We start from the raw sequence: 6,290 nt of genomic DNA, 5'->3' as shown, positions 1-6,290 counted from the left end.
AAAAGCGTGTGTTTTTAGTCATCCTGTTTACCTCTCTCTCAAAGAGTTTAGTCTCCAGGATTACCGGGACGGTTCAGTTTCAGCCAGCTCAATAACCACCACTTTCAAAAAGGCCAGAAATCGTTGCGGTATAACATGGCAGGAGGGAACCGCGCCAACGTTCCATGAGCAACGTTCTCTGTCTGAACGTCTGTATCGGGAACAAGGGCTGGAGACGCAAAAACTGCTGGGCCATAAATCACAAAAAATGACGGATAAATATAACGATGATCGAGGTAAAGAGTGGATGGTAATCACAGTTTAAACCGTACTTTTTTTATACAGTTTTGGGGAAAGATTAGGAGATCAAAAAGCCAACATAAAATTAACAAATTATGTTGGCTATATGTTAGCGAGAATCGGTTACATGTGCTTAATCATGGTATCGCCAAACTCTGAGGATTTCAGCAGCTTAGCGCCATCCATCAGACGCTCAAAGTCATAGGTTACGGTCTTGGCGGCAATCGCCCCTTCCATTCCTTTAACAATCAGGTCAGCGGCTTCGAACCAGCCCATATGACGCAGCATCATTTCTGCAGACAGAATCACTGAACCCGGGTTTACTTTATCCTGACCCGCATATTTAGGCGCGGTACCGTGAGTCGCTTCGAACAACGCGCACTCGTCACCAATGTTGGCGCCTGGTGCGATACCAATACCGCCAACCTGCGCAGCCAGTGCGTCGGAAATGTAATCGCCGTTCAGGTTCATACAGGCGATGACATCATACTCCGCCGGACGTAGCAGGATCTGTTGCAGGAAGGCATCCGCGATGACGTCTTTTACCACGATCTCTTTGCCCGTTTTCGGGTTTTTGATTTTCATCCATGGGCCGCCATCGATCAGCTCGCCACCGAACGCTTCTTTTGCCAACTGATAGCCCCAGTCTTTGAAAGCGCCTTCGGTGAACTTCATGATGTTGCCTTTGTGAACCAATGTGACTGAATCACGATCGTTAGTGATCGCGTATTCAATCGCCGCGCGAACCAGACGCTTGGTGCCTGCTTCAGAACAAGGTTTCACACCAATACCACATTGTTCCGGGAAGCGAATTTTCTTCACGCCCATCTCATCACGCAAAAACTTGATCACTTTATCCGCTTCCGCTGAACCCGCTTTCCATTCAATACCGGCATAGATATCTTCCGCATTCTCACGGAAAATCACCATATCAGTATCTTCAGGCCGTTTTACCGGGCTCGGTGTACCGGTGTAGTAACGCACCGGGCGCAGACAGATGTAGAGGTCAAGCTGTTGACGCAAAGCCACGTTCAGGGAGCGAATACCACCGCCGACGGGAGTGGTCAGCGGGCCTTTGATCGCCACGCGGTACTCTTTAATCAGATCGAGGGTTTCTTCTGGTAGCCAGACATCCGGGCCATAGAGCGCTACCGATTTCTCACCGGTGTAAATTTCCATCCAGGAAATTTTACGCTCGCCGTTATAAGCTTTCTGCACAGCGGCATCGACAACTTTAATCATCACTGGAGAAACATCAACGCCAATGCCGTCGCCTTCGATAAAAGGAATGATCGGATTGTTGGGTACGTGGAGTTTGCCCTTTTCCAGGGTGATTTTCTGACCTTCCGCCGGAACAACTACTTTGCTTTCCATTAACCTCTCCTTCGAGCGCTTTTTTGTTAATGATTTGTAAGATGCGGGTCAATACTACTTTAATATTCCCCCCGCGCCAATCCTCACCGGTTTGCGTTATAATGCGCTCATTATCAACCAGTGCAAAGAATATGCGTAAATCTTCCTTTAAGAATCACCGCGTTAAACGATTCAGCGCACTCGCTGACCGCAGACAAACCGTTAAAGGCTCCAGGCGTATTATTATTTTTAACAAGCCTTTTGACGTGCTGCCGCAGTTTAGCGATGACGCCGGTCGCAGCACTCTGAAAGATTTTATTCCGGTCCCCGGTGTCTATGCCGCTGGTCGTCTGGATCGCGACAGCGAAGGTCTGATGATCCTGACAAATGATGGCGCGCTGCAGGCGACGCTGACCCAACCGGGCAAGCGTACTGGAAAAATTTACTACGTCCAGGTGGAAGGCGTACCGGACGAGGACGATATCCAGGCACTGCGCAATGGCGTTAATCTGAAAGATGGCCCCACCCTGCCGGCACATGTGGAGCGGGTTGACGAGCCTGAGTGGCTCTGGCCACGCCATCCGCCGATTCGCCAACGCAAGACTATCCCTACTCACTGGCTGAAAATCACCTTGTATGAAGGGCGTAATCGCCAGGTTCGACGCATGACCGCTCATATTGGTTTCCCCACCCTGCGACTGATTCGCTTTGCCATGGGTAACGTGATGCTGCATGATTTACCCCCCGGTGAATGGCGCGATATCACCGATGATTTTCCATTTTAGCCGTTATTGGCAATAAGGGGTCAGGTATGTTTAAACCACACGTCACCGTCGCTACCGTGGTACACGCTGAAGGGCGGTTTCTGGTGGTGGAAGAGAGAGTCCGCGGACGGGTGACATGGAACCAGCCAGCCGGACATCTGGAAGCCAATGAAACACTGCTACAAGCCGCGGTTCGTGAACTTTACGAAGAAACCGGTATAGAAGGCGTACCACAGGCCTTTTTGCGCCTGCATCAGTGGATTGCGCCAGACCATACCCCCTTCCTGCGGTTTCTTTTCGCACTGGATTTGCCCCAAATGCTGCCCACCTGTCCACACGATAGCGATATCGATCGCTGCTGGTGGCTGCCGCCTGAAGAAATCCTGACCGCTAAAAAACTGCGTTCGCCACTCGTTGCTGAAAGCCTGAAGGTTTATCAGCAAGGTCCTCGTTATCCGCTGGAGGTGTTAAGCGTGTATCAATGGCCGTTTAGCGAAGATGCGCCCATGACGGACGCGTGGTAGAATACGCCGCAATTTTAAAGGGCAGCCTTTAACTGCCACTAAAGTCGGGTATTTCTCATGTCAGCACATCAAACAAAAGTGGTCGTCGGGATGTCCGGCGGTGTCGATTCTTCCGTTTCCGCCTGGTTACTGCAGCAGCAAGGCTATCAGGTGGAAGGCCTGTTTATGAAAAACTGGGAAGAGGATGACGGTGAGGAATACTGTACCGCGGCCCAGGATCTGGCTGATGCGCAAGCCGTCTGCGACAAATTGGGGATTCACCTGCACACGGTCAACTTTGCGGCAGAATACTGGGACAACGTCTTCGAGCACTTCCTGGCGGAGTATAAGGCAGGCCGGACCCCCAATCCGGATATTCTCTGCAACAAAGAGATTAAATTTAAAGCTTTCCTGGCGTTCGCCGCCGAAGATCTGGGGGCTGATCTCATTGCTACCGGTCACTATGTCCGCCGTCAGGATGTACAGGGCAAAAGCCGCCTGCTACGGGGCCTGGACGACAACAAGGATCAGAGTTATTTCCTCTACACACTGAGCCATGAACAAATTTCCCAATGCCTGTTCCCGGTTGGCGAATTGGAGAAACCCAGGGTACGCCGTATCGCAGAAGAACTGGAGCTGGTTACCGCGACTAAAAAAGACTCCACGGGCATCTGTTTTATTGGCGAGCGCAAATTCCGCGATTTCCTCGGCCGCTATCTTCCCGCTCAACCTGGCGCCATCGTCAACGTGGATGGGGAGGTCATCGGCGAGCACCAGGGGCTGATGTACCACACGCTTGGCCAGCGTAAAGGGCTGGGTATCGGCGGTACCAAAGAAGGCAGTGAAGAACCCTGGTACGTCGTCGATAAAGACCTCAGGGAAAATCGGCTGATTGTCGCCCAGGGTCATGACCACCCACGCCTGATGTCCACCGGGTTGGTGGCGCAGCAATTGCACTGGGTCGATCGCGTCCCCCTGACGACGCCTTTGCGCTGTACGGTAAAAACCCGCTATCGCCAGGTCGATATCCCGTGCACGCTGACTCCCATGGGCGAGGACCGTCTGGAAGTATCTTTTGATCAACCGGTAGCCGCCGTCACACCGGGTCAGTCCGCGGTATTTTACCTTGATGAGGTCTGCCTGGGTGGCGCTATCATTGAAACTCGTCGGCCACTGCTTTAAGCCTGTTAGCGGGTAGCGATACTGCCCGGGTTTGACATTGCCTACTGGCACATACAAGGAGTTACCTTGGGGAAGAATTATTACGATATCACCCTGGCCCTGGCTGGGATCTGGCAATCGGCCCATCTGGTGCAGCAATTAGCGCATCAGGGACACTGTCCGCCCGACGCGTTGAAAACATCGCTGAACAGCGTGGTGGATATGAACCCTACGTCCACCCTGGCGGTGTTCGGTAATGATGAAACTCACTTACGTTTCGGGCTGGAGACGTTGTTAGCGGTATTGAATAACAACAGCCACCATGGCGCAGGTGCGGAACTCACCCGCTACACCCTCAGCCTGATGATGCTGGAACGTAAACTCAGCGCTAACAAAAAGGCGCTGAACGAACTGGCGCAGCGCATCAGCCAGCTTGAACGTCAATTAATACACTATGATTTAGATTCTGATACGCTGCTAAGCGCCATGGCCGCTACTTATGTGGATGTGATCAGTCCGCTAGGCCCGCGAATTCAGGTCACTGGTTCACCTGCGGTGCTACAAAACGCGCAAGTGCAGAGCAAAATTCGCGCCACCCTGCTGGCCGGTATTCGTGCTGCGGTACTGTGGCGCCAGGTCGGTGGCGGTCGCCTGCAACTGATGTTTTCCCGCAATCGCCTGGCCACTGAGGCGAAGCAAATGTTGTCCCTTATCACCGAGTCCTCACTCTAATTTGTTAACCGATTCAGGAGTTGCACTAATGGAATTATCCTCTCTGACGGCCATCTCTCCTATTGATGGCCGTTATGGCGACAAAGTCAGTCCGCTGCGGGGCATTTTCAGTGAATATGGCTTGCTGAAATTCCGCGTTGAAGTGGAAGTTCGCTGGTTACAGAAACTCGCCGCCTGTGCAGAGATCAAGGAAGTTCCTGCATTTGATAGCGACGCAAACGCTTTCCTTGATGCCATTGTCACCCATTTCAACGAGGAAGATGCTGCGCGCATTAAAACCATCGAACGTACCACCAATCACGATGTAAAAGCGGTTGAATACTTCCTGAAAGAGAAAGTTAAGCCGCATGCCGCGCTGCACGCCGTTGCTGAATTTATTCACTTTGCCTGTACTTCTGAAGATATCAACAATCTGTCCCATGCTCTGATGCTGGAAACAGCCCGACGCGAGGTTATCGTACCTTACTGGCGTCAAATCATTGCGGCGGTCAAAGACCTGGCGGTGCAGTATCGCGATATCCCGTTGCTGTCCCGAACCCACGGCCAGCCAGCAACCCCGTCAACACTGGGCAAAGAAATGGCAAACGTGGCGTATCGCTTCGAGCGACAACTGCGCCAGTTGGAACGCATTGACGTACTGGGTAAAATCAACGGCGCGGTCGGTAACTACAACGCGCATATCGCCGCTTATCCACACGTTGACTGGCATCAGTTGAGTGAAAGTTTCGTGACCTCATTGGGCATCACCTGGAACCCGTACACCACACAGATCGAGCCGCACGATTATATTGCCGAACTGTTTGACTGCATCACCCGTTTCAATACCATCCTGATCGATTTCGATCGCGACATTTGGGGTTACATTGCGCTGAGCCACTTCAAACAGAAAACCATCGCCGGCGAAATTGGCTCTTCCACCATGCCGCATAAAGTGAACCCGATAGACTTCGAAAATTCCGAAGGCAACCTCGGGCTGGCGAATGCCATGATGCAGCATCTGAGCAGCAAACTGCCGATTTCCCGCTGGCAGCGCGATCTGACCGACTCCACTGTCTTACGTAACCTGGGCGTTGGCGTGGGCTATGCGCTGGTCGCCTATCAGTCCACCCTGAAAGGCATTTCCAAACTGGAAGTCAACCGCGCTCACCTGCTGGAAGAGTTAGAGAACAACTGGGAAGTGCTGGCGGAACCCATCCAGACCGTCATGCGCCGTTACGGCATTGAAAAACCGTATGAAAAGCTGAAAGAATTGACCCGCGGCAAGCGCGTCGATGCGGCAGGCATAAAAACCTTTATTGATGGACTTGCCCTGCCGGAAGAGGAAAAAGCCCGTCTGAAATCAATGACTCCGCTCAATTATCTGGGCCATGCAATTCAACTGGTCGACGATCTGAAATAACCTTTCTGAACACTGGCCAGTGCAAATTGACCAGTGTTAATCTATTGTTTATGTGCTTTAACCTATGCTTCCTTCAGATTATTATTGACGTTCTGTAGC

7 protein-coding genes are annotated in these 6,290 nt (G+C 51.9%); 6 read left to right on the top strand and 1 reads right to left on the bottom strand.

The window, feature by feature from the left end:
- Positions 1–304, top strand: a 304-nt coding sequence (locus EH228_RS04320) for a tyrosine-type recombinase/integrase (RefSeq protein WP_240116218.1), incomplete at its 5' end; no start/stop codon positions are given.
- Between the two features lie 98 nt (positions 305–402).
- Here the strand turns inward: EH228_RS04320 and icd are convergent.
- Positions 403–1,653 carry an NADP-dependent isocitrate dehydrogenase gene (icd, locus tag EH228_RS04315; RefSeq protein WP_152320435.1) on the bottom strand — a complete coding sequence of 417 codons (1,251 nt, stop codon included), beginning with the start codon at positions 1,651–1,653 and terminating at the stop codon, positions 403–405.
- A 101-nt stretch (positions 1,654–1,754) separates the two neighbouring features.
- Between icd and rluE the strand changes: the two genes are divergently transcribed.
- The 5 genes from rluE (at position 1,755) to purB (ending at position 6,191) form a co-directional block, all read left to right on the top strand.
- Complete coding sequence (gene rluE / locus EH228_RS04310) at positions 1,755–2,417, top strand: 23S rRNA pseudouridine(2457) synthase RluE (protein WP_193323263.1); 663 nt, start codon at positions 1,755–1,757, stop codon at positions 2,415–2,417.
- 26 nt (positions 2,418–2,443) lie between these two features.
- Positions 2,444–2,920: an NUDIX domain-containing protein gene (locus EH228_RS04305; RefSeq protein ID WP_152320433.1), complete on the top strand. Its 477-nt coding sequence runs from the start codon at positions 2,444–2,446 to the stop codon at positions 2,918–2,920.
- A 57-nt stretch (positions 2,921–2,977) separates the two neighbouring features.
- On the top strand, positions 2,978–4,081 hold the full coding sequence (gene mnmA, locus EH228_RS04300) for a tRNA 2-thiouridine(34) synthase MnmA (protein WP_152320432.1): 1,104 nt from the start codon (positions 2,978–2,980) through the stop codon (positions 4,079–4,081).
- 66 nt (positions 4,082–4,147) lie between these two features.
- A complete protein-coding gene (hflD, locus tag EH228_RS04295) occupies positions 4,148–4,792 on the top strand; it encodes a high frequency lysogenization protein HflD (RefSeq protein WP_152320431.1) in 645 nt (214 codons plus the stop codon).
- 28 nt (positions 4,793–4,820) lie between these two features.
- Positions 4,821–6,191 carry an adenylosuccinate lyase gene (gene purB, locus EH228_RS04290; RefSeq protein WP_152320430.1) on the top strand — a complete coding sequence of 457 codons (1,371 nt, stop codon included), beginning with the start codon at positions 4,821–4,823 and terminating at the stop codon, positions 6,189–6,191.
- Positions 6,192–6,290 lie beyond the last annotated feature (99 nt).

It is taken from the genome of Erwinia endophytica, assembly GCF_009295515.1.
GTDB lineage: Bacteria > Pseudomonadota > Gammaproteobacteria > Enterobacterales > Enterobacteriaceae > Erwinia > Erwinia endophytica.
The sequence above is the reverse complement of the archived record's forward strand: the minus strand, read 5'-3'. Positions and strand labels throughout refer to the sequence as shown.